The organism is Acidovorax facilis, from assembly GCF_050626955.1.
Taxonomy (GTDB): Bacteria; Pseudomonadota; Gammaproteobacteria; order Burkholderiales; family Burkholderiaceae_C; genus Acidovorax; species Acidovorax facilis.
Map to the genome: position 1 here is coordinate 3,115,286 of NZ_CP192460.1, position 26,916 is coordinate 3,142,201.

At 63.9% G+C, this 26,916-nt stretch carries 30 protein-coding genes and 1 riboswitch; of the genes, 17 read left to right on the forward strand and 13 right to left on the reverse strand.

The features are described 5' to 3' along the window. The first annotated feature begins 32 nt into the window (after window positions 1–32). From ACQ4MJ_RS14260 to ACQ4MJ_RS14270, 3 genes are read left to right on the forward strand one after another with little or no spacing between them, the layout of a single operon-like run. Window positions 33–1,379 (forward strand): hypothetical protein, encoded by a 1,347-nt coding sequence (locus ACQ4MJ_RS14260; protein WP_431152253.1) that lies wholly within the window; start codon window positions 33–35, stop codon window positions 1,377–1,379. After that, on the forward strand, window positions 1,372–1,929 hold the full coding sequence (locus tag ACQ4MJ_RS14265; protein ID WP_431152252.1) for a hypothetical protein: 558 nt from the start codon (window positions 1,372–1,374) through the stop codon (window positions 1,927–1,929). Before ACQ4MJ_RS14260 ends, ACQ4MJ_RS14265 begins: the two co-directional genes overlap by 8 nt. Then, entirely contained in the window at window positions 1,922–2,188 is a 267-nt protein-coding gene (locus tag ACQ4MJ_RS14270) for a hypothetical protein (protein WP_431152250.1), read from the forward strand. The genes ACQ4MJ_RS14265 and ACQ4MJ_RS14270 overlap by 8 nt, the downstream gene beginning before the upstream one ends. 62 nt (window positions 2,189–2,250) lie before the next feature. Here ACQ4MJ_RS14270 and ACQ4MJ_RS14275 read toward each other — a convergent pair whose 3' ends face one another. Beyond that, on the reverse strand, window positions 2,251–2,712 hold the full coding sequence (locus tag ACQ4MJ_RS14275) for a hypothetical protein (RefSeq protein ID WP_431152249.1): 462 nt from the start codon (window positions 2,710–2,712) through the stop codon (window positions 2,251–2,253). Window positions 2,713–2,785: 73 nt separating this feature from the next. Here ACQ4MJ_RS14275 and ACQ4MJ_RS14280 point away from each other — a divergent pair, with 73 nt between their 5' ends. After that, window positions 2,786–3,028 carry a hypothetical protein gene (locus ACQ4MJ_RS14280; protein WP_431152248.1) on the forward strand — a complete coding sequence of 81 codons (243 nt, stop codon included), beginning with the start codon at window positions 2,786–2,788 and terminating at the stop codon, window positions 3,026–3,028. A gap of 179 nt (window positions 3,029–3,207) precedes the next feature. Here ACQ4MJ_RS14280 and ACQ4MJ_RS14285 read toward each other — a convergent pair whose 3' ends face one another. The 8 genes from ACQ4MJ_RS14285 to ACQ4MJ_RS14320 all read right to left on the reverse strand — a co-directional run bounded on the left by ACQ4MJ_RS14285 (window position 3,208) and on the right by ACQ4MJ_RS14320 (window position 8,099). Continuing rightward, complete coding sequence (locus ACQ4MJ_RS14285; RefSeq protein WP_431152247.1) at window positions 3,208–3,372, reverse strand: hypothetical protein; 165 nt, start codon at window positions 3,370–3,372, stop codon at window positions 3,208–3,210. Between the two features lie 83 nt (window positions 3,373–3,455). Beyond that, window positions 3,456–4,181: a DUF4760 domain-containing protein gene (locus ACQ4MJ_RS14290; RefSeq protein ID WP_431152245.1), complete on the reverse strand. Its 726-nt coding sequence runs from the start codon at window positions 4,179–4,181 to the stop codon at window positions 3,456–3,458. Then, entirely contained in the window at window positions 4,168–4,320 is a 153-nt protein-coding gene (locus ACQ4MJ_RS14295) for a hypothetical protein (protein ID WP_431152244.1), read from the reverse strand. The genes ACQ4MJ_RS14290 and ACQ4MJ_RS14295 overlap by 14 nt, the downstream gene beginning before the upstream one ends. A 380-nt stretch (window positions 4,321–4,700) precedes the next feature. Beyond that, window positions 4,701–4,922: a hypothetical protein gene (locus ACQ4MJ_RS14300; protein ID WP_431152241.1), complete on the reverse strand. Its 222-nt coding sequence runs from the start codon at window positions 4,920–4,922 to the stop codon at window positions 4,701–4,703. A gap of 191 nt (window positions 4,923–5,113) precedes the next feature. After that, complete coding sequence (locus tag ACQ4MJ_RS14305) at window positions 5,114–5,455, reverse strand: DUF1090 family protein (RefSeq protein WP_431152239.1); 342 nt, start codon at window positions 5,453–5,455, stop codon at window positions 5,114–5,116. Window positions 5,456–5,620: 165 nt separating this feature from the next. Continuing rightward, on the reverse strand, window positions 5,621–6,499 hold the full coding sequence (locus ACQ4MJ_RS14310) for a DUF6279 family lipoprotein (protein WP_431152237.1): 879 nt from the start codon (window positions 6,497–6,499) through the stop codon (window positions 5,621–5,623). A 338-nt stretch (window positions 6,500–6,837) separates the two neighbouring features. Next, window positions 6,838–7,053: a hypothetical protein gene (locus ACQ4MJ_RS14315; protein ID WP_055401611.1), complete on the reverse strand. Its 216-nt coding sequence runs from the start codon at window positions 7,051–7,053 to the stop codon at window positions 6,838–6,840. 80 nt (window positions 7,054–7,133) lie between these two features. Next, window positions 7,134–8,099, reverse strand: a complete 966-nt coding sequence (locus tag ACQ4MJ_RS14320) for a LysR family transcriptional regulator (RefSeq protein WP_431152235.1) — start codon at window positions 8,097–8,099, stop codon at window positions 7,134–7,136. A gap of 175 nt (window positions 8,100–8,274) precedes the next feature. Between ACQ4MJ_RS14320 and ACQ4MJ_RS14325 the strand changes: the two genes are divergently transcribed. From ACQ4MJ_RS14325 to ACQ4MJ_RS14335, 3 genes are all read left to right on the forward strand, one after another. Beyond that, window positions 8,275–9,471, forward strand: coding sequence for an acyl-CoA dehydrogenase (locus ACQ4MJ_RS14325; protein ID WP_121507204.1), 1,197 nt, complete (start codon window positions 8,275–8,277; stop codon window positions 9,469–9,471). A gap of 219 nt (window positions 9,472–9,690) precedes the next feature. Then, on the forward strand, window positions 9,691–10,965 hold the full coding sequence (locus ACQ4MJ_RS14330) for a CaiB/BaiF CoA transferase family protein (protein ID WP_431152234.1): 1,275 nt from the start codon (window positions 9,691–9,693) through the stop codon (window positions 10,963–10,965). Window positions 10,966–11,354: 389 nt separating this feature from the next. Continuing rightward, window positions 11,355–12,956 carry a methyl-accepting chemotaxis protein gene (locus ACQ4MJ_RS14335; protein WP_431152232.1) on the forward strand — a complete coding sequence of 534 codons (1,602 nt, stop codon included), beginning with the start codon at window positions 11,355–11,357 and terminating at the stop codon, window positions 12,954–12,956. A 94-nt stretch (window positions 12,957–13,050) separates the two neighbouring features. On the opposite strand, the gene ACQ4MJ_RS14340 is transcribed toward ACQ4MJ_RS14335, so the two are convergent. The 3 genes from ACQ4MJ_RS14340 to ACQ4MJ_RS14350 form a co-directional block, all read right to left on the reverse strand. Continuing rightward, window positions 13,051–13,599, reverse strand: coding sequence for a 6,7-dimethyl-8-ribityllumazine synthase (locus tag ACQ4MJ_RS14340; RefSeq protein WP_121419297.1), 549 nt, complete (start codon window positions 13,597–13,599; stop codon window positions 13,051–13,053). A 150-nt stretch (window positions 13,600–13,749) separates the two neighbouring features. Continuing rightward, a riboswitch (FMN riboswitch) is annotated at window positions 13,750–13,923 on the reverse strand. Between the two features lie 137 nt (window positions 13,924–14,060). Further along, complete coding sequence (locus ACQ4MJ_RS14345; protein ID WP_431152230.1) at window positions 14,061–14,546, reverse strand: hypothetical protein; 486 nt, start codon at window positions 14,544–14,546, stop codon at window positions 14,061–14,063. Between the two features lie 115 nt (window positions 14,547–14,661). Then, on the reverse strand, window positions 14,662–15,636 hold the full coding sequence (locus ACQ4MJ_RS14350) for a LysR family transcriptional regulator (protein ID WP_431152228.1): 975 nt from the start codon (window positions 15,634–15,636) through the stop codon (window positions 14,662–14,664). Window positions 15,637–15,790: 154 nt separating this feature from the next. On the opposite strand from ACQ4MJ_RS14350, the gene ACQ4MJ_RS14355 reads away from it, so the two are divergent. The 5 genes from ACQ4MJ_RS14355 to ACQ4MJ_RS14375 all read left to right on the forward strand — a co-directional run bounded on the left by ACQ4MJ_RS14355 (window position 15,791) and on the right by ACQ4MJ_RS14375 (window position 21,875). After that, window positions 15,791–16,810, forward strand: a complete 1,020-nt coding sequence (locus ACQ4MJ_RS14355; protein ID WP_176888753.1) for a TRAP transporter substrate-binding protein — start codon at window positions 15,791–15,793, stop codon at window positions 16,808–16,810. Between the two features lie 70 nt (window positions 16,811–16,880). Next, a complete protein-coding gene (locus tag ACQ4MJ_RS14360; protein WP_431152227.1) occupies window positions 16,881–18,662 on the forward strand; it encodes an IlvD/Edd family dehydratase in 1,782 nt (593 codons plus the stop codon). A 54-nt stretch (window positions 18,663–18,716) separates the two neighbouring features. Then, a complete protein-coding gene (locus ACQ4MJ_RS14365; protein WP_431152225.1) occupies window positions 18,717–19,946 on the forward strand; it encodes a fumarylacetoacetate hydrolase family protein in 1,230 nt (409 codons plus the stop codon). A 50-nt stretch (window positions 19,947–19,996) separates the two neighbouring features. After that, entirely contained in the window at window positions 19,997–20,572 is a 576-nt protein-coding gene (locus ACQ4MJ_RS14370; protein ID WP_431152223.1) for a TRAP transporter small permease, read from the forward strand. A gap of 22 nt (window positions 20,573–20,594) precedes the next feature. Next, on the forward strand, window positions 20,595–21,875 hold the full coding sequence (locus ACQ4MJ_RS14375; RefSeq protein ID WP_431152222.1) for a TRAP transporter large permease subunit: 1,281 nt from the start codon (window positions 20,595–20,597) through the stop codon (window positions 21,873–21,875). Window positions 21,876–21,991: 116 nt separating this feature from the next. Here ACQ4MJ_RS14375 and ACQ4MJ_RS14380 read toward each other — a convergent pair whose 3' ends face one another. Then, window positions 21,992–22,633, reverse strand: coding sequence for an NAD(P)-dependent oxidoreductase (locus ACQ4MJ_RS14380; protein WP_431152220.1), 642 nt, complete (start codon window positions 22,631–22,633; stop codon window positions 21,992–21,994). 314 nt (window positions 22,634–22,947) lie between these two features. On the opposite strand from ACQ4MJ_RS14380, the gene ACQ4MJ_RS14385 reads away from it, so the two are divergent. The 5 genes from ACQ4MJ_RS14385 (at window position 22,948) to ACQ4MJ_RS14405 (ending at window position 26,876) form a co-directional block, all read left to right on the forward strand. After that, entirely contained in the window at window positions 22,948–23,850 is a 903-nt protein-coding gene (locus tag ACQ4MJ_RS14385; protein WP_121419288.1) for a LysR family transcriptional regulator, read from the forward strand. Between the two features lie 190 nt (window positions 23,851–24,040). Beyond that, complete coding sequence (locus ACQ4MJ_RS14390) at window positions 24,041–24,445, forward strand: hypothetical protein (protein WP_055395103.1); 405 nt, start codon at window positions 24,041–24,043, stop codon at window positions 24,443–24,445. A gap of 25 nt (window positions 24,446–24,470) precedes the next feature. After that, window positions 24,471–25,334 (forward strand): LysR family transcriptional regulator, encoded by an 864-nt coding sequence (locus ACQ4MJ_RS14395; protein ID WP_121507216.1) that lies wholly within the window; start codon window positions 24,471–24,473, stop codon window positions 25,332–25,334. Between the two features lie 113 nt (window positions 25,335–25,447). Beyond that, a complete protein-coding gene (locus ACQ4MJ_RS14400; protein WP_431152219.1) occupies window positions 25,448–25,753 on the forward strand; it encodes an antibiotic biosynthesis monooxygenase family protein in 306 nt (101 codons plus the stop codon). A 160-nt stretch (window positions 25,754–25,913) separates the two neighbouring features. Then, window positions 25,914–26,876 carry a chemotaxis protein gene (locus tag ACQ4MJ_RS14405; protein ID WP_121419286.1) on the forward strand — a complete coding sequence of 321 codons (963 nt, stop codon included), beginning with the start codon at window positions 25,914–25,916 and terminating at the stop codon, window positions 26,874–26,876. The last annotated feature ends 40 nt before the right edge of the window (window positions 26,877–26,916 follow it).

Below are 26,916 nucleotides of genomic sequence, written 5' to 3' on the forward strand. Positions count from 1 at the left end.
AAAGGCCCGCAGTAGCGGGCTTTTTTACGACCATGACGACCCTAGAAATATTGCTTGGCAAATGCCAGGAGGATGCTGATTGCCTTGTTTGGACTGGAACCTACGTCGCAGCGCGGGAGTGCCGTGAATGCAACCACGTCGGGATCAACGATGAAAGCACTGACGCCGCTTGCAATTCGTGTGATTGGTCCGGCACCAGCCCGAAAGAAGATCATTGCCCAAGCTGCGGGAAAGACGGCACTATGGTTGCTGCGTGCCCAAAGTGCGGCGGCATGTACTGCCTTATTGCGGAGGGCTCAATCACCACCCCCACGGCACAGGCGGCACCAGCCGCCCAGCAAACGTTGGAGAGAAACGCCGTGCCTGCCGAGTGGCTGGAACAGGCCTACCGCGAAGGCTGGGCAGCGTGCCGTGACGCAGAGACTATCGGGGGAGAATCCGAGGATTGGTCTTTTGGCAATAGCACGGCAAACAGTCGAATGATTGACGCTCAACAGGCCGTACACCAGCCCACCCCCACGGCACAGGCGGCACCAGCCGCTGGCGCAGTTGCGGGGCCGGTGGCTGCCGGTATGGTTCCTGTCGCGGAGGTGGTGGAGTGCGGGACGATGGGGCAACAAACCCTGCGCGAAATAGATGGCCGCTGGCGATGGCTGAGCATTGGTGAGCGTCTTTATGCGCAAGCAGACACCGGATTCATCGCCACGCCCACCCCAGCCGCCCAGGCAGACAGCCAGCCAGCGCCAGTGCTGGACTCCTTGCTGAACATCGTGATCAACCACGAAGCGCGGGCCACACCGGAAGAAGTGCGCAGCATGGCGGCAGAGCTTGCGGCATACCGCGCAGCCCGTGCCCCGGCAGACAGCGTGACGGCACCAGCGGGTGGAGCCCTGCGCGCCCAGGTGGAGACGCTGACCCGCGACTGCGGCCGACAAGCCAGCAAGATCGCCGAACTGATCGCTGATCTGAAATTCCAAGAAGGAAGGCACCGCGAAGACCGTGCGCGTCTGCAGGCCCTCTACGAGCACCAGCGAGGCGAATGCTGGTACTGGCAGGGCGACGGCCAAGACCACTTGGAAAGTCTGTGCAACACCCTGCCGGTGGTTATACGCGCCGACCAGTTGCGGGCGCTTGTCTCCGCCCCGCCCACCCAGGCGGCAGACAGCGTGCTGGAGGATGCGGCGCGCGAGGCCATCGAAAAGGTTTTGGCGCTGTTCCCGTTCAACGTGCCTATCCAGAAATTCACCGTAAACAACGGGCCATGTTTGACGGCTGACAACGACGACGAGTTTTACAGCGTGAAGCGGGTACTCGCATTTCTGACGGAAATCAAAACCACTTTGGACGCAGCACGCAAGCAAGGAGGCAAACATGACTGAGCAAACACAGCCCACGGATGCGGAACTGCTCGCTTTCGCCACGGAGGAGCAATTCCTGCTGTTCTGCGATCCGGATGAATTCACTGATATCGCCCGCTCGGTTTTGGCAAAGTGGGGCACACCTGCAGGGGCGGTAGAGCCGGTGGGTGAGGTCGAGTCGTCACTGCGTTTCACTGGCGGGTTCCATGCGCGCCTTTATCGTGACGCGCACATGCCAGAACCAGGAACCAAGCTCTACACCACCCCGCAGCCCACCCAGGCGCAGGACGAGACTCCATGCAGGAAAAACCCGTTCTACCATGGGCCGCGCAATTGCAGCCGTGGGACTGTCGGGTGTTGCGAAGACCATGGCGCCAACAGCCAGGCGCAGGCCGGGGCGGTGCCGCTGACGAGCGAACAGGAGCGGGCAATTCGCGAAGCCTACGAAAGCGCGGGGAGCGAAAGCTACTTTGGGGCGCGCCCGCAGATCGACACCAACGACCGCCGCAGGGTTTTCAAGGCCGGATTTGAGCGCGGCTGGGATGCAAAAACAGGAGCCGACCATGGCTAACCCCACAGTCCCCGACTTCACCGGCGTAGCCGCCCGCAAGCTGGCAGAGCTGCAGGCCAATGGGTATCGGATCACCGGCTACTGCTTTGAGCGGCAAGTAGAGGGAACGCAGCCTCAGCGGGGGTTTGTTGACTTCGCTGGGTTTGTGGGGTGGTGGAAGGCTGAGACGATGCCCGACCTATCCACCCTCACCGAGCGCGGAGCAAAGGCATGGGCCGGTGTTGATCCGCAGAAACTGCGGGAAGGAGGTGCATTGTGAAGCGACTTGCAAATGTTCTGGTTACATGGTTCTGGTCAGCGGTATCCAGTGCCGCTACACGCCTAGTCCAGCGTCAACTCGCTGCTATGTGAGTAAGTGCTGCCGACAACACCTTCGCGCTGCACCTCCACTTGAATGACCAACCATGTGCCCCTGAGCGATGGCAAGTTGTCGATGGGTATGAGCGAGAGAGTCGTCGGCAGCTGCTTGGTGTCGCCTGTGGCCATGGAAGCCTGGACGGGGACAACATCGGACCACCGCTCGATGTCCCAGAAACCCTGAGCGTTGTTTCGAGCAAGGCCCACCCTGTACCCAATGACTTTCGTGGGCGTCTTGGACTCCTTGCCTGCGCGGAGCGTGTGCCTCGCCAATGTGACAGCAAGGAAAGGCCCGTCCTTCCTAACGGCGCCAGATGCCGTCGAGCTCACAACGAAGCCCGAATCCCGCGGTGCAAAGGTCATGGGCTGAGCGGCCAAGACAGGCACGCTCAGAGTGAGCATGGCTGCCGACAAGATGTCGCGCATGAAATCTCCAAGTGGGTAGTAGCTGAATTCTCGTCTACACCCGCCCTGATAAAGTGCCGCACGGAGATATGAAATGGCTGAATTCATCTATCGAAGCACCAGCTACGGCCCCCAAACGTTCACTGTCCCGGACAGCGGGGGGATTGTTGAGAAAGACGGCAAGCGACTCAGCTCTTTTGGCGGCTATCTCGTGGGAAAAGGGAGTCCGTTGCTTGCAGACGCCGGTTCGCTTGAAGCGGCTGCTCGCCGGTGGTGGAGACTTCGCACCGGGCATTTGTTCGCCTTTGGCCACAAGGCCAACGGTGTTCTACCGTGAGCTCGGCGAGTGCTAGGGTCTGCTGTAGTGCTCGACCAAGCCGTGCATATGCAGCTGCGCGCGGATACTTGACACACAACTCAGCCCTTGACGGCACGCGTCGTCAGCGTCGTCGAAGTCGAGCGGCGGACATTGGATGGCCAGTCGCTTGCAGAAGCCAGTAAGCGAGGTGAGCTTGCTCAGGACGCGCCCATCACCCGCGAGTGAAGCTGCTCCAGCTTAGGCGTCTCTGGCCGCCGGCCAAACGGAGTCCGGTTGCAGAAGTCGCCGTAGAAGGCTTCCAGGTCAGCCATCGCCTTCTCGGCGCGCTGTTTGGTCTCGGCTGGCCATTCGCGAGGTGTCATCCGTTGTCTACTGTTGTTGGGGGAGTCATGATGCCTATTCCGAATGGGTCTTTGCAAGAGGCAAAGCGTCTGCTCGACGAGCTTCACCGCTTGTTTTCTGGAATTTTTCCCGTCAGAAGAATAGCTATTCTTTCAGGCATGCCGAGTATTTTTGGTTCCGCAGTTTCGCGCAATTTTCGCGGTGGTAATTGAGAGTCATCTCTCCAACGGGCGTGCAACCAACACAAGTGCTCGTAGGTTCTGGCTTTACTTGGATCCCGAACATCGGAACGGCGAGTATGAATATAGTTTTCTGCAACGCAAAAAACACTGCACACAATCCCTCTGAGGGAATTCTTCATTACCGACTCATCCAAATCCCCATGTCGAATGCCTACAGCGATGAACTCAAAGTAGTTCAGCATGTAGTTGAGCGCCTGGAGGTTGACCTCCGCCGGGGGATTAATGACTTCCTCTTGTGTCAAGGGGATCAGCTCCCCGTGCTTGCCAAAGAAACCTTTGTTTAAGGCTCGGGCATTTTCCATGTAAGTAGCAGAAAGACGCGATTGCAGCAATGTATTAATTGTGTGTTGCTTCACAAGGTTTCGCATGGTCACATATGAAGTGCCAATCCAAACCATGATCGCAACCACGACAGTAACCAGGTTGCCCAGCCTCCATTTGGGTGCGGGAATATTCAAAACTGGCAATGTTGCTTCCGACTTAATCCAGTACACCAGCAACGCAGTAGAAACCACCAAGCCCAAAAGCAAAAAGCCCAGCAATCTGCTGGGCCTTAAAAGGAAATATGGTCGGTCAACCCAGGCCATAGCCTTCACGGAACATGTTCATCATCAGGTGCTCCTTCAAGTTGGTGATGTCAAGCGCCGAATCGACGCCAAAAAACCAGTCCACAAATGTTGGCTGGTCAATGTATTGTGCACCAAAGGCTCGCAGAAGTTCCAGCAAGTGCTAAAACGCCACTTCTTTCCACAAGGGTCTACGGGGATTCGCCTGCGACGGAACTTCAGTTGACATGCTACCGCCCCGTGCTACACGGGGGTCCTTCATGGGTTCATTCAGTCCGCTCCACTGGCTCATCGTCCTGCCATGTTCACGCCTCTGATGGCGTTGCTCGTGGTCCCCACGTGGCGCATCTTTCAGCGGGCCGGCTTCAACGGCGCGTGGATTCTGCTGGTGAGCGGTTGCCTGGCCCAAGTTCAGGTGCATGAACATCGGAGAATCACACCATGACACCCGAAAAGGAAATTTTCACCACCGAAGAAGTCGCCCAGATGATGGGCTGTGCGCGTTCTACCATTGAGGAGCATGCCATCGCCGTACCCCGCTCAATCCTTGAGAACCACCCCCAGCGCAGCGAGCTTTTCCGCATACGAATCCCTGCGCTTCGCTGCTTTGGCTGACGTATCAACAGCCGCCTGAATGGCTTTTGGGCCCTTGGCGCCGACAGCCTTGATGAGGCCGTGCTTGTGGGCGGCGTCTGCCTGCGCCCTTTTGAAAGTGGCGATCAGCTCGGCATGGGCAACAGGTTGATTCACAGGGGCTTTCATCTTCTAAAGTGCTATTTCAGCGCGTTACTTTGGGGTGGTCTGCGAGGCTACAGTCACCGGCACACAGAGCCCAACCAGCCCCACACCCCGGGTTCATTTTTACGGCTGCCATCTGGCGTGGAAATCTTTCAACCCGCAGCGTGACGCCGAGTCTGCGTCCCCTGGCGCGGCTCCTGCAGTCCATTCACCGTCTAGCGATTTGCTTCGCTTTTCAACTTGCGCAATTGCTCTTCGGCAGCTTCAAGCTCTGCCCTGAGCGCCCGGACTTCCTTCTCCAGCCTTTCAATATTCGCCGTGTGGCCCTGATCAACCGCGAGCGACTGACAGCTCGATTGCAGCGCCGCCAGTTGGTCAGCCAGTTGCCTACGTAGCAGCATCTGCCCCTTGGATCGCGCGACTTCCATGCGTTTTTCGACGTCCGCCTTTTCTGCAGTGCACGAGGTGTGGTTGTCCGCCGGATTCGCAGGCTGAGCGATGGCGAAACCTGCCACGGTTATCGCGATGACCAAAGTGCAATAGCCGCTGAAACGCATACAAGTAAGTACCTGAGGGAATGGGGGCTGGGCATGACAGCAATTGGCGCGGGCGACCTCGATGCCACACGCGGGACATGGTCGGGCGTCACAGGCGACCCTGAGCGGCTTCAGGGGCAACGCGGCCTTTTGTTCATCTCTTGTTCGTATTTCTAACTTCCACGCTCACTGCGCCGCCAGCACCAGAAAGTCCTGCTCATACCCCTTTACCGACTGCACTGCCTTCAACCGCTGCGCAGCCGTCATCGCGTTGTGCACGTTAGAGAAGCCTTCGCAGCCCTCTTCCACCAGCGCCTGCGCATAACGCTGGTAGGCCGCGTCGGGCGATGTTTGAAAACGTGCGAGGTAACCGCGCAGCAGGCTCCGGGCCTGGTCGGTGTTGGTGCGGTCTTCGGCGATTTTCTGCAGCACCTGCACCAGGTCTTTCTGGCGGCGCAGGCGTTCGGCATAGGTGCGCTGTGGGTCAAACGACGACTGGGCGATGAAGGTGCGCAGTGCGGATTTTTGCGGTTCGTCCAAGGCGCCGTAGAAGCCTTCGGCGCGGGACAAGAGCTGCTTGAAGCGCTGCTCTCGCAGCTTGTCGGGCGTGATGTCTATCCATTCCTTCTTCCAGTCGGCATTGCTGTCGGCCTGCTTCTTTTGCAGGTTGCGGATCTGGGTGTCGGTGAGCTGGGCGGCCAGCCAGGCCAGTTTGGGTTCGGCCTGGGCGATGACCTTGTCGATCTGGGTGCGCACTGCGTCGTAGGTGCGGCAGGCCTGGCCGGGCGATATGGCGGATGGCAGTTGTTGCTGTACCTTTTGCAGCAACTCGGCATGCCGGGGCAGCATGGTGTCACGGTGCCACTGGTGCAGGTCGCCCAGTTCGTCGCGCACGCGCTCGGTCTGGGTTTCTGACAGGCCGAGGTAGCTGTTCAGCTGCCAGTAGGCCAGGTGCGGCACCTGGTTGTAGGCCAGCTTGACAGTGCTGCAGCCTTGCAACAGCAGCCCACATGCCGCCAGGGTGGCAACACACAGTGCTTTGCGAATCAGGGACGGTGCGCGCACAGAAGCTCCTCGTGAAGAAAGGAAAGCAAGAGAGGCAGGATAGGGCCAATGCTGCACGGAGAAATTTGCGGGCTGCAATACCCCGCCAACTGCGCGAGGATTGTCAACAGCCCCGACACTGTGGAGCAGTGCGGTGGGGACCTTGCCATCGGTGGCGCTCTGCGGCGCCGTGGGGCTAGTGTGGTGTTGCATGCTTGACGGCACATTGAAAACCGATGGATTTTTTGGCCAGGGCAAGGCGCAAACCACAGCGATACCCGTAGGTATCGCGCGGATTTGCAACGCAGCCCTGGTCGAAAAGACGCGGTTTTAAGTGCCGGATAGCGTGCAACATCACACTAGTTGTCCTGTCGGCGAATCAGTTGCCGACCGCTGGGCGTAATGGCCAGTTCGCCGCCGGAGCCTTTGGTGATGAAGCCCCATTCGAGCAGGCGGCCAGACACGTGGTCCTTGAGCGCATGGGGCAACGTAATGACTTGGCCCATTTCGAGTTGTTTGAGGGTCTCGATCTCGTCCACGGTGGGGTCGAAATGCGGGGCATGGTAGGTGGTCATGGGGTCACTCCCGGATCGGTATGTGCAGACAGACTCCAGCGCCACCAGATTAGTTCAGCCCCTGGGCGGATGCAAGCGCGTCATCCCTTGCCGTCTGCCCCGGCGACCGGCGGCACTCCGCCTGCCGCCGCTGCCATGCCCTGCAGCCACCGTGCAAACGCCCCCAACACCGGCGGCTGGGCTTGCGCGGGGCTGATGAGGTAGTAGGCACGCTCGCCACGCAGCGGGCGGTTGCAGGCCACCACCAGCTCGCCGCTGGCCAGTTCGGCCTCGATCAACAAAGGCGGCATCAGCGCCACGCCCATGCCATGCGTGGCGGCCACGGCCAGCATGGAGAACAGCTCGTAGCGCGGGCCATCCAGCGCATGCGGGGCATCCACACCCATCGCATCAAACCACTGGCGCCAGCCATAGGGGCGTGTGCTTTGCTGCAGCAGCGGCAGCTCGGCCAGCGCCTCGGCAGCGATCGGCTGGTGGGCGCGGCCGCGGCCCCGGGGCGCGGCGGATTCGAGCAGGCGGGGGCAACACACGGGCACCACGTCTTCGTGCATCAGCAGCAGGGCCTGCACGCCGGGCCAGTTGGCAACCTGCTCGGGTGTGCCTGCATACAAGGCGGCATCGAAGGTGGTGTCGGCAAACAGAAAAGGCCGCGTTTGCGTGTCGATGTGCACCACGATGTCCGGATGCTCCTGCGCCAGCAGCGGCAGGCGTGGGATGAGCCAGCGCGTGGCAAAGGTGGGCACTGCGGCCAGCGACAGAGCGCCACCCTCGCCCTGGTGGGCCATCACGTCCAGCGTATCGCGCTCCAAGCCCTGCAGCCAGCGCGCCACCTGGCGGCCGTAGTGGGCGCCCGCAGGCGTCAGCACCACGCCGTGGCGCGTGCGGCGAAACAGCGCCACGCCCAAAAATTCTTCCAGCGCCTGGATCTGGCGCGACACCGCGCTTTGGGTGAGCGACAGCTCCTGCGCGGCGCGGGTGTAGCTCTCGTGTCGGGCGGCGACTTCAAAACAGGCCAGGGCCTGGGTCGATGGGATGTTGCGGCGCATGATGAAGAGGAACTTTTAACGAGGTTATCTCACTTGCAACCTATGGACGCGAGTATTCCATACATTCCAACAACGCATATCTGGATGAAAAGAACTCGCTTGCGGGCTGGCACACCAGGGCCTACGATGCGCTTCAGACCCGTTTCTTTCACCTTCTTTCCGACCGGAGACACACATGGCCCACGCCGCTTTTCAATGGGATGACCCTTTCCTCCTGAGCCAGCAACTGACCGACGACGAGCGCGCCATCCGCGACGCCGCCGCAGCGTATTGCCAGGACAAGCTGGCGCCCCGCGTGCTGGACGCCTTCCGCCATGAAAAGATGGACGTGAGCATCTTCCGCGAGATGGGCGAAGTGGGCCTGCTCGGCCCCACCATCCCCGAGCAGTACGGCGGCCCCGGCCTGAGCTACGTGGCCTATGGCTTGATCGCCCGCGAAGTGGAGCGCGTGGATTCGGGCTACCGCTCGATGGCCAGCGTGCAGTCGTCGCTGGTGATGGTGCCCATTCATGAATTCGGCACCGAAGCACAAAAGCAGAAGTATCTGCCCAAGCTCGCCACCGGCGAGTGGATTGGCTGCTTTGGCCTGACCGAGCCCGACCACGGCTCCGACCCCGGCAGCATGGCCACGCGCGCCTACAAGGTCGACGGCGGCTACAAGCTCAAGGGCAGCAAGATGTGGATCACCAACAGCCCCGTGGCCGACGTGTTCGTGGTCTGGGCCAAGGAAGTGTCCGAAGGCGGCGCTGTGGGCCCCATCCGCGGTTTCGTGCTGGAGAAGGGCATGAAGGGCCTGACGGCCCCTGCCATCCACGGCAAGGTGGGCCTGCGCGCCTCCATCACCGGCGAGATCGTGATGGACGACGTGTTCGTGCCCGAAGAAAACGCGTTCCCTGAAGTGCAGGGCCTGAAGGGCCCCTTCACCTGCCTGAACAGCGCACGCTACGGCATCGCCTGGGGCGCGCTGGGTGCGGCCGAGTTCTGCTGGCACACCGCCCGCCAGTACACGCTGGACCGCAAGCAGTTTGGCCGCCCCCTGGCCGCCAACCAGCTCATCCAGAAGAAGCTGGCCGACATGCAGACCGAGATCGCCATCGGCCTGCAGGCCTGCCTGCAGTTCGGCCGCATGAAGGACGCGGGCACGGCCAGCGTGGAAGGCACCTCCATCATCAAGCGCAACAGCTGCGGCAAGGCGCTGGACATTGCCCGCCTGGCGCGCGACATGATGGGCGGCAACGGCATCAGCGACGAGTTTGGCGTGGCCCGCCACCTGGTGAACCTGGAGGTGGTGAACACGTATGAAGGCACGCACGATGTGCATGCGCTGATTCTGGGCCGTGCGCAGACGGGGATTGCTGCGTTCGCGAACTGAGCCCTGCACCAACTCCCCTCTCCCCTCGCGGGAGAGGGGCCGGGGGAGAGGAGGCAGCGGCGCATACGTTGTGCCTGATCGCCCCCTCTCCCCCACCCTCTCCCGCGAGGGGAGAGGGAGTTTCCAGGGCCCATCGCCGCATATTTCAAGTGTTTTAGGCCTCTAGCGCTTTATAGATAAGCGCTAACAGCTATCAATTTAATAGTAAACCGATCCCCCATGACCACACCCTCCCCCAACGCTGGCGCCCTCGCGGGCATCAAGGTGCTCGATCTCTCCCGCGTGCTCGCAGGCCCGTGGTGCACGCAGATCCTGGCCGACCTGGGTGCGGATGTGGTCAAGGTGGAGCGCCCCGGCGTGGGCGACGACACGCGCCAGTGGGGCCCGCCCTTCTTGAAAGATGCCGAGGGCAATGACACCAACCAGGCCAGCTACTACACCGCCTGCAACCGCAACAAGCGCTCCGTCACCATCGACATGGCCTCGCCCGAGGGCCAGGCGCTCATCAAGCAGATGGCGCAAGAGGCGGACATCGTGGTGGAGAACTTCAAGGTCGGCGGCCTCAAGCAATACGGCCTGGACCACGAGAGCCTGCGCGCGCTGAACCCGCGCCTCATCTACTGCTCGGTCACCGGCTTTGGACAAGACGGGCCTTATGCCGAGCGCGCGGGCTATGACCTGATGGTGCAGGCCATGACGGGCCTGATGAGCATCACCGGCCAGGCCGACAACCAACCCGGCGGCGGCCCCATGCGCGTGGGCGTGGCCGTCATTGACCTGTTCACTGGCCTGTATGCCAGCAACGCCATCCTGGCCGCGCTGCACGTGCGCGACAACGCCACCAATGGCTCGGGCCAGGGCCAGCACATCGACATGGCGCTGCTCGACGTGGGCATGGCCGTGCTGGCCAACCAGGCCTCGGGCTTCCTCGCCACCGGCAAGGCGCCCGGCCGCATGGGCAACAGCCACCCCAGCCTCGCGCCCTACCAGGACTTCCCCACGCAGGACGGCAACATGCTGCTGGCCATTGGCAACGACGGCCAGTTCCAGCGCTTTTGCGCCGCCGCCGAGCAGCCCCAGTGGGCCAGCGACCCGCGCTATGCCACCAACACGCTGCGCGTGCAAAACCGCACCGACCTGATCCCCGCCATGGAGGCCGTGACGCGTACGCGCACCACGGCCGACTGGATCACACTGCTGGAAGACAAGGCCGTGCCCTGCGGCCCCATCAACACCATCGCCCAGGCGTTTGACGACGCGCAGGTGCAGGCCCGTGGCCTGGCCGTGACGCTGCCGCGTTGGAAGGACGGCGAGGCCGCCACCGATAAGGTGCAGCAGATCACCGGCGTGGCCAGCCCACTGCGCCTGTCGGCCACGCCACCCGTGCTGCGCAACGCGCCACCGGCACTGGGCCAGCACACCGACGAAGTGCTGCGCGAAATGGGACTGGATGCGGCACGCATTGCGGCGCTGCGGGCCAACGGGGTTTTGTAGCCAGACCCACGCTGCACCGAGCTGCGCAACGCCCCCGCCATTGAACAGCCTTGCCCTGACCGGCAAGGCTTTTTTGTCTGCACCATCTGAACCAAATCAGGTTCTAGCGCTTATCCACCAAACGCTACCAGCTATCAATTTGATAACAAATCTTGGTGCTCTCGGCGCCTACATGTGTTCGCACCTTGGTAAAAAAGACATGTACAAAAATTTACACATCTCTCCATAATGGCAGCGGGAATCTCTCCGGCACGGCGCACAGCACGCGCCGGTTGACCGAGACGAGAGGCGCAGTGGGACAACCGCCGCAACGTACGGGGAAGTCCGGCTGGGCCGCATGCACTTTGCCCCGCCCCAGCGGCGAATCGTGGACCCCACAGGAGTTCCCCATGAAGCTCAGCCTCAAGCTCCCCCTGGCCTTTACCGTGTCGCTGCTTTTGCTGTTTGCGGCGGCGCTGTTTGGCATCAGCCGCCTGAACCAGGCGCTCGACACCTACCAGACCACCGTGGCCCAGAGCTTCGAGCACGAGCGCATGGCGGCGGACATGCTCAACAACTTCAAGGTGCAGGTGCAGGAGTGGAAGAACGTGCTGTTGCGCGGCAAGGACCCGGCACAGCTCACGCGCTACTGGGCCGCGTTTGAAAAGCAGGAAAAGGCCATCAAGGACGAGGCGCAAAAGCTCGTGGTCGCCCTGCCCCCCGGCGAAGGCCGTGAACGCGTGCAGCAGTTTTCACAGGCCCACGAACGCATGGGCGCGGCCTACCGCAAGGGGTTTGAGGCCTTCAAGGCCGCCGACCACGACCCGCAGGCGGGCGACAAGGCCGTGGCGGGCATGGACCGCGAGCCCTCGCAGCTGCTGGACCAGGCCGGTGGCCTGATCGCCAAGGCCAGCAGCGAAGTGGCCGAGCGCGCCGCCAAAGCAGCGCAGCGCGCCACCACCATCAGCCTGGTGGTGATGCTGGTGGTGTGCGCCCTGGGTATTGCGGGCGCCATTGCCTTCAGCCGCACCGTAGTGAACCCGCTGGACAACGCGGTGCGCGTGTCGCAGGCCGTGGCCAGCGGCGACCTCACCGTGGCACGGCAAGTGCAGGGCAAGGACGAAATCGCCCTGCTGCTGAATGCCCTGCACGACATGCAGATCAGCCTGTCGCACGTGGTGAGCAATGTGCGCAACAACGCCGACAGCGTGGCCGCCGCCAGCACCGAAATCGCACAGGGCAACAACGACCTGAGCGCCCGCACCGAGCAGCAGGCCAGCGCGCTGGAAGAAACCTCGGCGTCGATGGAGGAGTTGAGTTCCACCGTGCAGGCCAATGCCGAAAACGCGCGCACCGCCAACCAGCTGGCCGTGAGCGCCAGCACCGTGGCCGTGCAGGGCGGTGATGTGGTGGCCGAGGTGGTGACGACCATGAAGGGCATCAACGACAGCAGCAAGAAGATTGCCGACATCATCAGCGTGATCGACGGCATCGCCTTCCAGACCAACATCCTCGCGCTGAACGCCGCCGTGGAAGCAGCCCGCGCGGGCGAGCAGGGCCGGGGCTTTGCGGTGGTTGCCAGCGAGGTGCGCAACCTGGCCCAGCGCAGCGCAGACGCCGCCAAGGAGATCAAGACCCTGATCCACGCCAGCGTGGAGCGCGTAGAGCTGGGCACCACGCTGGTAGACAAGGCGGGCGCCACGATGAGCGAGGTGGTCAGCGCCATCCGCCGTGTGACGGACATCGTGGGCGAGATCAGCGCCGCCAGCAGCGAGCAAAGTGCAGGCGTGGCCCAGGTGGGGGACGCCATCACCGAAATGGACCAGGCCACGCAGCAGAACGCGGCGCTGGTCGAACAGAGCGCGGCAGCTGCCGACAGCCTGAAGGTGCAGGCGCAGCAGCTGGTGCAGGCGGTGGCGGTGTTCCGACTGGCGGACTCTGAAGCCAGCGCTCCCACACGCGCCCACTTGCCAGTGCCCGGGCAGCACCAGCCCCGTCTGGCCGCTGGCTGATGTCGCGCAAAAATTCCAGGCCAAATCGGCTTCTAGCGCTTTACCATCAAGCGCTAAAAGCTATCCAAAAGATAGCAATCAAAAAGCCATCGACTCAGACTTCTGCCAGCACCGGCGAAGCCTGCTGCACGGAGGCCAACGTGGGCGAGGCGAGCTTGCGCAGGTAGGCCATGGTCTGCAGGCAGGCCTGGGCCACCTCGGTGCCCTTCTTCACGAAATGCTCGCGAAAGAAGCGCACATGGTCTTCGTGGTCGTGAAAGTCGCGCGGGGTGAGCACAGCCGACATCACGGGCACCTCGGTATCTAGCTGCACGCGCATCAGGCCGTCGATGACAGCGGTGGTGACGAACTCGTGGCGGTAGATGCCGCCGTTGACCACCAGCGCGCAGGCCACGATGGCGTCGTAGCGCCCGCTGCGCGCGAGCTTGCGGGCCAACAGCGGGATCTCGAACGCACCGGGCACATCGAACAGCGCCACCTGCGCGGGTGGCAGGCCGTGGCGGTCGAACTCGGCCAGGGCCGCGTCACGCGCCTGGTGCACGATGTCCTGGTGCCAGCTGGCACTGATGATGGCCACGCGGGCGCCACGGTGGGCGGCGACGGGGGCCAGGGGGGAAACGGAAGGTGAAGAAGACTGATTCATGGGTTCCTCAAAACAGGTCGTACCAGAATCAGGGCGCGCGCGAACACGGCACCTGCACAAGGCGGCCCAGGCCCTGCGCCATGCCAGCGCGCAACAAAGCACGCAGGCAAACGCCGATGGCCCAGCCCCCCGGTGCGGGTGCTGTGGGTTTCGCGATCTCTTTCATCCGGACTGTGACCGTCGGCTCTGGCATCGCACCAGATCTGCTGACCCTGCAGGCCTGTTGTTCCGAAGAACGGCACCGCAGGCGCTCGCGGGCTCTTGCCGGCCTTTCAGCCTGCAAATACCGCCGGTGGGGAATTCCACCCCGCCCTGAGAACGCTGTCGGCCCCGAAGGTCATCCGGGGCCGACGGGTGGGATTTTAGGCGGCAGGCACGCGGTACGCCGTCGCGCAGGCGATTGCCTGCACTGGCAGTGCCGGTTTCTGCGGCTGTGGGCTGTATTGAATGCCGAAGTCTGCTCAGCGCACGCGCTGAAACCCGCCTTCGGCCCAGGCCGCTGCACTGGCGGGCGTGAGCTTGAAAGTGGGCGGCGCGGACGCACAGGCAACCTCTTCACCCAGCTCGTCCTGCGCCCTCAGCGTGGCCGTGGCGCCTTCCTCGTCGGGCACGATGGCCAGCGCCACGCGCAGGCGCTGGCCGTCGGCGGTGGTGATGTGCACGCTCTTGTTCAACTGCGCGTGCAGCTGCTGCTCATGGCGGCGCACCACCTCGCTCGCGGTCTTGACCAGGGTGTGAAAGGCCGACACATCCAGCGGCTTGGGGTTCTTCTTGTCGCGCCCCATGGTCCAGGGGCCCACCAGTGCGGGCTCGGCCTCGCCCTTGAGCGTCATGGACACCGCCCACCCATCGTCGTCTTCGTTTTTGATGACCTGCGCCGTCCAGCGCCCATCGCTCCAGCAGCGGGGTTCCTGGATGGTGTCGGGCGTGTCGGGTGCGTCGGTCATGGAGAAAAAGGCCTGGGTTGCGGGAAAGGGCGCAGAGCATAACGGTAGGGCCTGGTGGCCCAGATCTTCAATAACCGTTGGTTATCGAAAAAGGCCGTGCATAGCGCGGACCTTGTCACTCTGCCGAAGGGTCCAGCGCCACGCCCGCCGTCTCGCGCAGCACGTCGATGAAAGCCTGCGCCGAAGGGGTGGGCGGCTCGCCCAGCCGAGTGATGAGGCCATAGCTGGGCATGCGGTCGGGCAGCTCGACGGGGATGCGCGAGAGCAGGCCCCGGTCCACGTATTTCTGGATCAGCGCGGCAGGCTGCAGCGACATCATGTGGGTGGTGTTCATCAGCTCCAGCGCAAACAGGAAGGACGGCGTCTCCACCACCCCCGCCGTGAGCGCCAGGCCGGCGCCGCCGAAGAGGTCGTCCGACACCTTGCGCACGGCCGTGGAGGCGGGGTACAGAATCCACGGCCAGTGGGCCAACTCGGTGAGCGACAGGTCGGTGGCGCCGCGCAGCGGGTGGTGCTGCCCACCCACCACATGGAGCGGCTCGGCGGACAGGTGCTCGTAGTGGAACTGGCTGCGCTGGTCCTCGGTGGTGAAGCGGCCGATCATCAGGTCGATCTTGCGCTCGGCCAGCCAGGCGATGAGCTGGTCGCTGCTCTGCTCCAGGATCTTGATGACCAAGAGGGGCCGCAGCCGCTGGATCTCCACCACCGACGCCACCAGCACATGCGCGGCCGAGCCGGTGATGGCGCCCACCGTCACATGGCCGTGGCCGCCCTGCTTGAGGGCGTTGAACTCGTCCACAAACTTGCGCTGCCCATCGAGCGCTGCGCTGGCGTAGCGCAGCGTAAAAAGCCCCAGCTCGTTGGGCCGCATGCCGCGCGAAAGGCGGTCGAACAAGCGCGCCTCCAGGATCTCCTCGATGTCCATGAGGATCTTGGTCGCCGCAGGCTGCGTGACGTGCATCTGCTCGGCTGTCAGCCGCAGGTTGCGCGTGCGGCCCAGGATGTCGAGAAACTGCAAATGCCGAAAGCGCAGCCGCGCACAGGCCTGCGCCAAAGACAAGGGTTTACCCGGAAATTCGTCTGGACTCATAAGCGTTTGGAATGGATTGTCGCAAAACATTCAGTGGACCCGCAGGGGCGCGAAACCTAACCTTCGCCTTGCGTTCATGACGGCTTGCCAAAAAGCTGCATTCGCCGACGGCCTCGCCAGCGGGGTCCCGCCATTCCAACGGAGACAAGACACCATGCATTTCAATTCCCTCGCTAAATCCTTGGCATTTGCTACCACGCTGCTGGCCGCCCTCGCCGCCCCCGTCGCAGCACAAGTCAAGGAACACACCTTCAAGGTCGGCATCGGCCTGAGCGACGACCACCCGCAGGCCCAGGCCGTGCGCCACTTTGCCGAGCGCCTGCAGGCCAAGAGCGGCGGCAAGATGAACGCCAAGCTGTTCGCCAGCGGTGCGCTGGGCAACGATGTCAGCATGACCTCGGCCCTGCGCGGCGGCACGCTGGAGATGACGATTCCCGATTCGTCCACGCTGATGTCGCTGATCAAGCCCTTTGGCGTGCTGAACCTGCCGCTCACCTTCAACACCGAGGCCGAAGCCGATGCCCTGCTCGACGGCCCCTTCGGCCAGAAGCTGCTGGCCATGCTGCCCGACAAGGGCCTGATCGGCCTGGGTTTCTGGGAGAACGGTTTCCGCCACGTGACCAACTCGCGCCGACCTATCAACACGGCCGACGATCTGGCAGGCCTGAAGCTGCGCGTGATCCAGAGCCCCTTGTTCCTCGACACCTTCAACGCGCTGGGCACCAACGCCACGCCCATGCCGTTCACCGAGCTGTACACGGCCATGGAACAAAAGGCCGTCGACGGCCAGGAGAACCCGCCTGCCACCATCCTGGCCAGCAAGTTCTATGAGGTGCAAAAGCACCTGGTGCTGTCGCGCCACATGTACAGCGCGTGGGTGCTGCTCATCTCCAAGAAGACCTGGGACGGCCTTTCGGCCGACGAGAAGAAGATCGTGCAGGAGGCCGCGCGCGAGGCCACGCTGTTCGAACGCAAGACCATCCGTGCCTTCAGCGAGACCGCCCTGGGCGAGCTGAAGAAGGCCGGCATGCAGATCACCGAGCTGCCCGCCGCCGAGCAGGCCAAGCTGCGCACCAAGCTGCAGCCCGTGCTGGCCAAGTACGGCAAGGAGTTTGGTGAAGAGACCACCAGCGAAATGATGGGCGAGCTGGCGAAGGCCCGGGGCGGGAAGTAAGCGATTCGCCTCCCGGGGCGCAGCTGGTTGCAGCTGCGTCCCGCCCCTCCTTTTGCGACGCCCCGACCCCATGACCCAAACACCCCGCCGCCCCTTCCGCTCCCGCGACTGGTTTGCCGCCCCCGAGCGCTCGGACATGACCGCGATGTACCTCGAACGCTTCATGAACTACGGGCTCACGCCCGAGGAACTGCGCTCGGGCCGGCCCATCATCGGCATCGCGCAGACGGGCAGCGACCTGTCGCCCTGCAACCGCATCCACCTGGACTTGGCGCGCCGCGTGCGCGACGGCATCCGCGATGCGGGCGGCATTCCGATGGAGTTCCCCGTCCACCCCATCTTTGAAAACTGCCGCCGGCCCACGGCCGCACTGGACCGCAACCTGGCCTATCTGGGGCTGGTGGAGATCCTGTACGGCTACCCCATCGACGCGGTGGTGCTGACCACGGGCTGCGACAAGACCACGCCTGCTGGCGTCATGGCCGCGTCCACGGTGGACATTCCGGCCATCGTGCTCTCGGGCGGACCGATGCTCGATGGCTGGCACGACGGGCAACTGGTGGGCTCGGGCACCGTCATCTGGCGCAGCCGCCGCCAGCTGGCAGCGGGCGAGATTGATGAAGAAGAGTTTCTGCAGCGCGCCTGCAGCAGCGCGCCGTCTGCGGGCCACTGCAACACCATGGGCACGGCCTCCACCATGAACGCAGTGGCAGAAGCTCTGGGCCTGTCGCTGCCCGGCTGCGCGGCCATTCCTGCACCGTACCGAGAACGCGGTCAGATGGCCTACGAAACCGGGCGGCGCATTGTTGATATGGCCTATGAAGACCTGCGACCCTCGCGCATCCTGACGCGCGAGAGCTTCTTGAACGCGCTGTCGGTCATCAGTGTGGCCGGGGGGTCCAGCAATGCGCAGGTGCACGTGATGGCCATGGCGCGCCATGCGGGCGTGGTACTGGAGGCCCAGGACTGGACGGACCACGCCTACGACCTGCCCCTGCTGCTGAACATGCAGCCTGCAGGCCAGTTCCTGGGCGAACGGTTCTTTCGCGCGGGCGGTGTGCCTGCGCTGATGTGGGAGCTGCAGCAAGCGGGCCGCCTGCACAACGACTGCGCCAGCGTGACGGGCAAAACCATCGGCGACAACCTGCAGGGCCACGAAGCGCGCGACCGTGAAGTGATTCGCCCCTTCAGCGCGCCGCTGATGGAAAAAGCTGGGTTCCTGGTGCTCAGCGGCAACCTGTTTGACTTCGGCATCATGAAAACCTCGGTGATATCGCCCGCGTTTCGCGAGCGCTACCTGAGCCAGCCGGGCCGCGAGGGCATCTTCGAAGCCCGTGCCGTGGTTTTTGAAGGCGCGGACGACTACCACGCACGCATCAACGACCCAGCGCTCGACATCGACGAGGGCTGCATCCTGGTCATGCGCGGCGCCGGGCCCATCGGCTGGCCCGGTTCGGCCGAGGTGGTCAACATGCAGCCGCCCGATGCGCTGATCCGGCGCGGCATCAACACCCTGCCCACGCTGGGTGACGGGCGCCAGTCGGGCACAGCAGACAGCCCGTCCATCCTCAACGCATCGCCCGAGAGCGCCGTGGGCGGGGGCCTGTCCTGGCTGCAAAGCGGCGACACGGTCCGCATCGACCTCAACACCGGGCGCTGCGATGCGCTGGTCGCGCCCGAGGAAATCGCCCGCCGACAGCGCGACCTGCCCGCCCCACCCGTGCCCGCGAGCCAGTCCCCCTGGGAAGCGCTGTACCGCGAGAAGACAGGGCAGCTGGCCGATGGCGCGGCGCTGGACTTCGCGCTGGCATTCCAGCGCATTTCCGAAAAGACACCACGCCACAACCACTGACAACGAGCGGGCGGGCCACCGGCGCCACACCCGGATTTTTTCGAAGGACTCTCCATGAACAACATGACGGCGGCGGCAGTTGCCGAACGGGCTCGCGCGCCCCAGACCGCATTGCAAGTGCTTCCCGACGACGGCCTGCAAGGCACGCTGGTGGGCCGGGTGTGGGTGCCCAATGGTGCCGTTCCCGGCCCGGCTGTGGTGGCCCTGCGGCCCGAAGGCGTGTTCGACCTCAGCGCGCACTACCCCACCATGAGCACGCTGCTCGACACCCTGGCACCCGCCGAGGCCGTGCGTGCAGCCACCGGCCAGTACCTGTGCAGCGTGGAAGACCTGCTGGCCAACAGCCTGCCTGGCACGCGCGACACGAGCCGCCCCTGGCTGCTGGCGCCGTGCGATCTGCAGGTGGTCAAGGCTGCGGGCGTGACGTTTGCCGCCAGCCTGATCGAGCGCGTGATCGAAGAACAGGCCCGGGGCGACGCCAGCCGTGCGCAAGCCTTGAGAAGCCAGGTCATCGAGTTGATCGGCGAGAACCTTGCCGACATCCGCCCTGGTTCGCCCGAGGCCATGGAACTCAAAACGTTGTTGCAAGACAAAGGCCTGTGGTCGCAGTATCTGGAGGTGGGTATTGGCCCCGATGCCGAGGTGTTCACCAAGGCGCCGGTGCTGGCGTCCGTCGGCTGCGGGGACGACATCGGCATCCGCTCCGATTCGGCCTGGAACAACCCCGAGCCCGAGGTGGTGCTTGCCGTGAACAGCCGGGGCCAGATCGTGGGCGCCACGCTGGGCAACGACGTGAACCTGCGGGACATCGAGGGCCGCAGCGCCCTTCTGCTGGGCAAGGCCAAGGACAACAACGCCTCGTGCGCGTTAGGCCCGTTCATCCGCCTGTTCGACGCCAGCTTCGGGATGGACAAGGTGCGCAGCGAAACCGTGCACCTGAGCGTTGCGGGGGTGGATGGCTATGAGTTGCGCGGCATCAACACCATGGCCAGCATCAGCCGCGACCCCAGCGACCTGGTGGCGCAGACCCTGGCCGCGCACCAGTACCCGGACGGCTTCATGCTGTTTCTGGGCACGCTGTTCGCGCCCATTGAAGACCGCGACCAGCCGGGGGGTGGCTTCACCCACCACCTGGGCGACCTGGTGTCCATCCAGAGCGCGTGGCTGGGTGGCCTGCACAACCGCGTGGCGCACAGCGAGGCGGCGCCGCCCTGGCGCTTTGGTTTGCGCGCCTTTATCAGTAACCTGACGCAGCGCGGCCTGTTGCGCGACGCAGCGCTTTGAGCCACAGGCCGCAACGGCACGCACACCAGAAGAAGACCAAGGAGACACCCATGCTCAACGCCCTCATAGACCGGTGCTGCCGGTGGATCAACGTTCTCATCGCGCTGGCACTGGCCGTGATGGTGGTGATGGTGTTCGGCAACGTGGTGCTGCGCTACGCCTTCAACTCGGGCATTGCGGTCAGCGAAGAGGTGTCGCGCTGGCTGTTCGTGTGGATCACGTTCCTGGGCGCCATCGTGGCGGTGAAGGAACACGGCCACCTGGGCACCGACCTGGTTCTCACCAAGCTTCCACCCGTCGCGCAACGGGTGTGCCTTGTCATCAGCCACGGGCTCATGCTGTTTTGCACCTGGCTGCTGTTCAGTGGCGCCCTGTCGCAGGCACGCATCAACTGGGATGTGGAAGCGCCGGTAACCGGCGCATCGGTGGCGATCTTCTATGCGTCCGGGGTGGTGTTTGCCGTGGCGTCGGGCCTGTTGTTGTTGCTCAACCTGTGGAGGCTGCTGTCGGGGCAGGTACCAGACGACCAGCTGGTGCAGACCTCCGGGTCGGAGGATGTGGCCACCCTGCCCGACATGCAGCTGGACCGCGCGGCGTTGCCGTCACGCAAGCCGCCATCCCATTGAGCCCACCCCCGGAGACACTCGCATGACCGTATTCATCTTTCTCGGCTCCCTGCTGGCGGCCATGGCCATTGGTGTGCCCATTGCCTACGCGCTGCTGGTGTCCGGGGTGGCGCTGATGTGGCACCTGGACCTGTTTGACGCGCAGATCCTTGCGCAGAACGTCATCAACGGCGCGGACTCGTTCCCGCTGCTGGCCGTGCCGTTTTTCATGTTGGCAGGCGAGATCATGAATGCGGGCGGCCTGTCGCAGCGCATCGTCAAGCTGGCGCTCACGCTGGTGGGCCACAAGCGCGGCGGCCTGGGCTTTGTGGCCATCCTCGCGGCCTGCATGCTGGCGGCGCTGTCGGGCTCTGCCGTGGCAGACACCGCTGCGCTGGCCGCGTTGCTGCTGCCCATGATGGTGAAGGCCGGGCATGACAAGGCGCGCGCCGGGGGGCTGATTGCCTCGGCGGGCATCATCGCGCCGGTGATTCCGCCTTCCATTGGTTTTGTGGTGTTTGGCGTCGCGGCCAACGTGTCGATCAGCAAGCTGTTTCTGGCGGGCATCGTGCCGGGCCTGCTGATGGGACTGTCCATTGCTGCGGCCTGGTACTGGGTATCGCAGCGCGAGAGCATTTTGCCGCCGCCCCGAGCAACGACCGCAGAGAAGCTGCAGGCCTTGAAGGAATCCACCTGGGCGCTGTTCCTGCCGGTGATCGTGATCGTGGGTCTGAAGATGGGCGTGTTCACCCCTACCGAAGCCGCCGCCGTGGCCGCCGTCTATGCGCTCTTCGTGGCCACGGTGGTGTACCGCGAACTGCACTGGCGCCAGCTGACCGCCGTGTTCGTGAGCGCTGCCAAAACGACGGCCGTGATCATGTTCCTGGTGGCCGCCGCCATGGTGAGCGCGTGGCTCATCACCGTGGCCGACATCCCCAGACAGCTGGTTTCGCTGCTGAAGCCCTTCATGGACAACCCCATCCTGCTGATGATGGCCATCATGCTGCTGGTGATGGCCGTGGGCACCGCCATGGACATGACGCCCACCATCCTGATCCTGGCCCCCATGCTGATGCCGGTGGTCAAAGCCGCAGGCATCGACCCTGTCTACTTCGGCGTGCTGTTCATCATGAACAACGCCATCGGCTTGATCACCCCGCCGGTGGGCACGGTGCTGAACGTGGTGGCGGGGGTGGGACGCATGCGCATGGACGAAGTCACCCGGGGCGTGCTCCCCTTCATGGGCGCTCAGTTCGCGATGATGTTCCTGATGGTGCTGTTCCCGTCCATCGTGCTGGTGCCGATGCGGTGGTTTATCGGCTAAACCGTGACTATTTATAGCCAAATTGGTCGCTAGCGCTTATCCATAAAGCGCTAGCAGCTATCAAAACAGGAGTGTTCTGGCCTTTTCGGCCTTTGCACCCCGGGAAGCATGGGCGCTCAGTTCGCCACCGTAAAGCGCTTTTGCACGTGGCGCGGCGTCTCCAGCTCGTCCACGATGGCCACAGACAGGTCGGCCACGCTGATGCTGCCGGGTTGCTCGCCATTCATCAGCGGCGCTTCGTCGCCCAGGCGGTATTGGCCCGTGCCTTCGCCAGGCTGCAGCAGGATGGGCGGCGAGAGGAAGGTCCAGTCCAGCGTGTTTTCGGTGCGAATCCAGTTCAGCGCCTCGCGCGCGGCCAGGGCGCCCTGCTTCCATTCGGCGGGGAACTGGGGCGTATCCACCAGCTGCACGCCGGGCGCCACAAACAGGCTGCCAGCGCCACCCACCATCAGAAAGCGGCGCACGCCAGCCGCTTTGGTGCCGTCGATGATGGCGCGGGTACCTTTCAGGAACTCGTCGTGGATGTTGGGGTTCTCCCAGCCGGGGTTATAGGCGCTGACCACAGCATCATGGCCGGCAGCGGCCTTGGCGACCTGGGCTGCGTCTTGCGCGTCGGCCGCCACTACCGTAAGACCTTCGCGCGCGGCGAGCTTGGCGGGGTTGCGGGCCAGTACCGTCACGCGGTGGCCGCGTTGCAGCAGTTCATTCAGCACGGCAGCGCCAACAAAGCCGGAGGCGCCAATCAGGGCGATGTTCATATCGATGTCCTTGGGGTCGAAGTTGCGATGTAGTGAGAATAGGAGATTGTCAAAGCTGGCGGTAGATGGCTAAATTGGCCTTCTCTTTGAAGCTCAACTTCACAATTGATGAATCACCCCCCTGAGTCGCTCTGCGCCCTCCCCCTCTCTCGCATGGCTGCGCCATGCGGGATGGGGACGCCCCCAGCGCACTCAAGCGAAGCGCCGCACAAGAAGCTTGGCGGCCCTTGCGCGGGGGCACTGGACTTGGTCGCGCCAGTTCCAAGGTCTGGGGGCGGACAACAGCCCAGTGGGGATTGACGAGAGGACCTGATATGGAAGACCTCAAACGCATGGCGGTGTTTGCCGCCGTGGTGCAGCACGGCTCGATGAGCGGCGCCGCCCGCGCCCTGGGCATGAGCACTTCCGCCGTGAGCCAGCAGGTGCGCAAGCTGGAAAGCGATGGCGGTGTGACCCTGCTTCACCGCTCTACGCGCAAGCTTGCACTCACTGAAGCAGGCCAGCGCTACCACGCGCGCTGCGCCGCCATGTGTGCCGCAGCCGACCAGGCGCGGGCCGAGCTGGCCGCTTCGCGCGATGCCCCGAGTGGCGAGCTGCGGCTGTCGGCTACCGTCGGGTTTGCACGCCACATTGCCCCAGCGCTGGGCGAGCTGCTGGCCGCCCACCCGGCGCTGCGCCTGCGCCTGCTGGTAGACGATTCGCCCATTGACCTCATCAATGCCCGCATCGATCTGGCCGTGCGCTACGGGCGCCTGCAGGACTCCACCTGGGCAGCACGGCGCCTGGGAGGCATGCAGTGGTACCTGTGCGCGGCGCCCGGCTGGGTGGCTGCCCACGGCGTGCCACAGCACCCGGACGCACTGCTATCGCACAGCTGGCTGGGCTTTGCGCGCGAGAACGGCGGCCTGCTGATCGACCTGCGCAGCCCCACGGGCGATCCCCGGGCCCTGCGGGTGGAGCCGCGCATTGCCAGCAACAACCAGCTTTCGATCCAGCAGATGTGCGAGGCGGGGCTGGGCCTGGCGCTGGTGGGTAGCATGGATTCGCAGGATGCGCTGCAGGCCGGGCGGCTGGTGCGGCTGTTGCCCGACTGGTCGTTTGGCACCCTGGACATCTGGGCCATGACGCCCCAGCGCGACGCCCAGCCCGCCAAGGTGCGCCAGACCATTGCCGCGCTGCACCGCTATCTGAGCCAGCTGCCCGGCGTCACGGAATGAGAGGGGAACAGTCCGTGGGTGACTGCCTTCGGCGCCTTCCTTAGCAGGGATATCGCTGCCACTGTTTATCCATCATTTTTTTATCGTTCAAACCCACAAATTCCATCGTTGTGCAGGCAGCGCCGGCTGCCTACAGTCGCCCCCCAAGGGCCTGCTTCTGGCCCTTTAACCCCCCGACTGGAGAGCGCACATGACGACCAACCTCACCACAAACTTCCCCATCGACCGCGTACTGGCCGCCTTTGAAAAAGGCGATGTCCCCACGCTGCTCGGTAGCGTTGCCGATGACCTGGATTTCCGCATCGACCACTATCGCGATGATGCAGACACCAGCTGGCAGGTCGCCCGCAACCAGGCCGATCTGCTGACGGTGCTGCAGCGCCTGGGCACGGAGATCTTTCCGCAAGGCACGCAAATCGTTCACACCCACAGCCAGCCGCTGGGCGACGACTGGGTGATGACCCAGCTAAGCCAACGCTTCTTTTATGGAGTACAACAGCGCGAAGTGGAGTCGCTGACCTGGATCCTGAGCCACTCGCAAAACGGCCAGCTCGACTACTTTCGCGAAACCGTCACCACGATCACCCCTACCTGACTGTGGCCCCGGCCGCTGAAACCCCATGCTGTTTGACCTGCGCGCCCTCGGCTACTTCGTCGCGGCCTACGAAGAACGATCCGTGACCACGGCGGCGCGCCGCTGCTTTGTGGCGCAGCCGTCCATCAGCATGGCCATCAAGGGGCTGGAGGACGCGCTGGACACCGTGCTGTTCGAGCGAAGCCGCCAGGGTCTGGCGCCCACCCCCGCCGCCCACCGCCTGTACCCGCGCGCCTGCAGCCTGCTGGCGCAATCCAGCGCCATGGTGCGCGACTTTCGCGATGCGCCCCGCGAAACGCTGGGCGTGTTCCTGCAGGACGACCTGATGGTGGGCCCAGCCGCGCCGCTGTTTGCGCAGATTGCCGACCTCCTGCCCAACACGCTGGTCCGACTCACGGCCACAGCGCAGGAGGCCCGGCTGCGCCTGGTGGCGGAGCACTGCAAACCGCCCGGCGACACGTTTGTGTCCTTGTGGCGCGAGCCCTATGTGATGCTGTTGCCCGAGCAGCATCCCCTGCGCTTCAAGAAGAAATTCGGTCTGGCGGATCTGCAAGGGGTGCCGCTTCTTGAATGGCCCTACTGCCCGCTGCACCAGTCGTTCATCCGCCTGCTGGCCGAGCGCGGCATTGCCCTGGAGGTACAGGCCAGCGCCGCACGCGAAGAGCTGTTGCTGCACATGGTGGACAGCGGCTTGGGCGTGGCGGTGGTGCCACAGTCCCACGCAGCGCATGCTCGCCGCTCGGTCACTCGCCCCCTCGATGGCCCCCTGGCGTTCTCGCGCCACCTGGGTCTGGCCTGCGATGCCTCGGATGCACCCATGCTCGCACTGCTGGGCCGCCTGGCCGACAGTTTGAAGGCCTCTGTGATTCCCCAGAGCAGCGTTGCCTGAGCCTCCCGCCTCCCGGTGTGGGTGGGCACAGAACAACAGGCTGCATACGGTAACCCGGCAGTCTTGCGGTAGAAACAGGCACTTCCCTAGCGCACAGCACGCCCCAGCCCACCATGGTTCTCGAAATCGCCCACCTCACCATCCGCCCCGGCCAGAACGCGGCCTTCGAGCACGCCTTTGCCCAGGCGCAACAGATCATTGCCTCGATGCCCGGTTACCTGTCACACGAACTGGGCCATTGTCTGGAGCGCCCGCAGGACTACGTGCTGCTGGTGCGCTGGGTCACCCTGGAAGACCATGAGATCGGCTTTCGCCAGTCGGCCCGGTACCAGGACTGGAAACAGCTCCTGCACCACTTCTACGACCCTTTCCCCACGGTATTGCACTGTGGGCCGGTGGCCCTGCCAGCCCCGGCTTGAGCCCGCAACCCGGCTCCAACGTGTGACAGCGCTGCCACGCAAGGATGCGGCAGTGCACTATTCGGGTATTGCCTGAACATTTAGCGCACTGCGCACCCCGTTCTGATCCTAGAATTTGTAAACGCGCGTATCTTCTTCTTTTCTGCGCGAAGGACCCATCATGAAAGCAGTGCAGCAGGATATCGACGAGCGGACCAACCTCACCAGCACCAACAAGTTCGAACTGCTGCTGTTTCGCTTGGGCACCGACAGTGCCCTGGGCAAGTCAGAGCTGTTTGGCATCAACGTGTTCAAGATCCGCGAGATCGTGGCCATGCCCAGCATCACGCCGATCGCGGGCACCACGGCCCATTCGCTCGGGGTGGTCAACCTGCGCGGACAGGTGATTCCGGTGCTGGACCTGCCCTCCATCGTGGGCTGCAAGCCACAGACGGGCCTGAACATCATGCTGGTGACAGAGTACGCACGCACCACCCAGGCGTTTGCCGTCGAGTCGGTGGAAGACATCGTGCGACTGGACTGGAAACAGGTGCTCTCGGCCGAAACCAGCGGCGCCGCTGGCAAGCTGGTCACCAGCATTGCCCGCCTGGACGGCAACACCGATGAATCCCGCCTGGCCCAGGTGCTGGACGTGGAGGCCATCCTTCAGATGATCTCACCCTCGGACGGCCACGAGGTCACCGAAGAAAAGGTTGGGGCCAAGCTCAAGCTCAAGCCCGGCTGCATCATCCTGGCGGCCGACGACTCGTTCGTGGCCCGCTCGCTCATCGAGCAAGAGCTCAAAGTGCTCAACGCCCCGTATGAAATGGTGAAGTCCGGCAAGGAAGCCTGGGACCGTCTCAACGCCATCGCGAAAAGCGCCGAAGCCGAGGGAAAAACGGTCTTGGACCGCGTCGCCATGGTACTGACCGACCTGGAAATGCCGGAAATGGACGGGTTTACCCTGACACGCAACATCAAGCAGGACGCGCGTTTTCATGGGCTGCCCGTGGTCATTCACTCCTCGCTGTCGGGCTCGGCCAATGAAGACCACGTGCGCAGCGTCGGAGCCGATGGGTACGTCGCCAAGTTTGTGGCGGAAGACCTGGCCGAAACCATCCGCCGGGTGCTGCCCAAGCCTTAAAGGCAGGGCGGCCTGCCGCGGAGCAGGCGCCCCGCCCCCA